Below are 1454 nucleotides of genomic sequence, written 5' to 3'. Positions count from 1 at the left end.
ATGCACTTGCAGGCTGGCGTTTAACTGAAAACAAAAAGCGCTCGACTAAGCGAGAGGTACACTTTTTAGAACCAAGTTTGTACGGTAGCCGCATTCAATCTGAAACCTTGGCTGCCATGATTAAAGTGGCGAAGGACAGTCGTGATATTGGCCAAAAAGCCGGTAAATTGATGGCACAAGTGCACGGTTTGGATGAGATGAAGCCGTGGAACCACCTTGCTGCAATGCCTGCATTAAGCGGTGATGCTAAAGTCTACGATTTCAATGAAGCAATCGATGTGATTTGCGAAGCGTTTGAAACCGTCAACCCAGAGATGTCTGAGTTTGTGCGTTTGATGGTTCAAAACGGTTGGATTGATGCCGCGCCAAATGCCAATAAACGTTTGGGGGCGTACTGCACTAAACTACCAGCTACGCGCACACCGTTGGTATTCATGACGTGGAGTGGTAGCCGTTCTGATTTGATGACATTGGCTCACGAACTTGGTCATGCCTTCCATAACTGGGTTATTCGAGATCTGCCGCTTTGCCAAACTTACTACCCAATGACACTGGCAGAAACCGCTTCTATTTTTGCAGAGAATATCGTACGCGATCATTTGATCTCGAAAGCAGAAAGTGTGGACGACAAACTCGAAATGCTTTGGGAAGAGTTGTCTTCTGCGCTGGCGTTAATGATCAATATTCCTGTTCGATACGAGTTTGAAAAAGCATTCTACGAACGTCGTCAGGAGGGAGAATTAACCGCTCAGGATTTCTGTAATCTGATGTCAGAAACGTGGAAAGATTGGTACGGAGACGTGATGAGTGAAGCTGACCCCTATTTTTGGGCAAGCAAGCTGCACTTCTCGATTGCCGATGTGAGTTTCTATAACTATCCGTATCTATTCGGCTTCTTGTTCAGTAAAGGCATTTATGCGCAACGTGAAGCTAAAGGTGAAAACTTCTACATTGATTACGTTAATTTACTGCGTGATACTGGCAACATGATGGCAGAAGAGGTGGTTGAAAAACATCTATCGATGGATTTGACCAAACCAGACTTCTGGCAACAAAGCGGGGAGCTCGTGCGCGACAAAGTCGATGAGTTTGAACGCCTACTTGCGCAGCGTAGCCAATAAGAGGTTGAGTTCTGTTGACTCTAGTCGATAAATCTTGCTCGGATAGCGCTTTAGTTCGAACTATTTGGTGGTACTGGCGGCTTCTTTGATTCGCATAGCCGTTTGCTCATAGAAGCAGTGACAAAGCAAATGGCTATGTATTGTATAAAGAATCCGCACACCGCCGAAAAAATCGGCTCAAAAGGTTAACAGACACTCAAACTTGATCAAATCATAATGATCTTACAGAAGGCTGTGGTAAAGTTCACAGCCCTAACACTTTGTAATTGTTTAAAAAATAAACGCCTCAATGCTTGATTTGAGTGCATGGCGCAAATGGGTATCGGATTTTTG

General features: G+C 44.6%; 1 protein-coding gene. It reads left to right on the top strand.

The genetic code is table 11. The features are described 5' to 3' along the window. A partial coding sequence (locus R7044_RS24035) for a M3 family metallopeptidase (protein ID WP_225455850.1) occupies positions 1–1121 on the top strand: 1121 nt, incomplete at its 5' end. Between the last annotated feature and the right edge of the window lie 333 nt (positions 1122–1454).

Source organism: Vibrio sp. 1402, from assembly GCF_033340275.1.
Note: the sequence above shows the minus strand (reverse complement) of the source record. Positions and strands in the feature narration are given on the sequence as shown.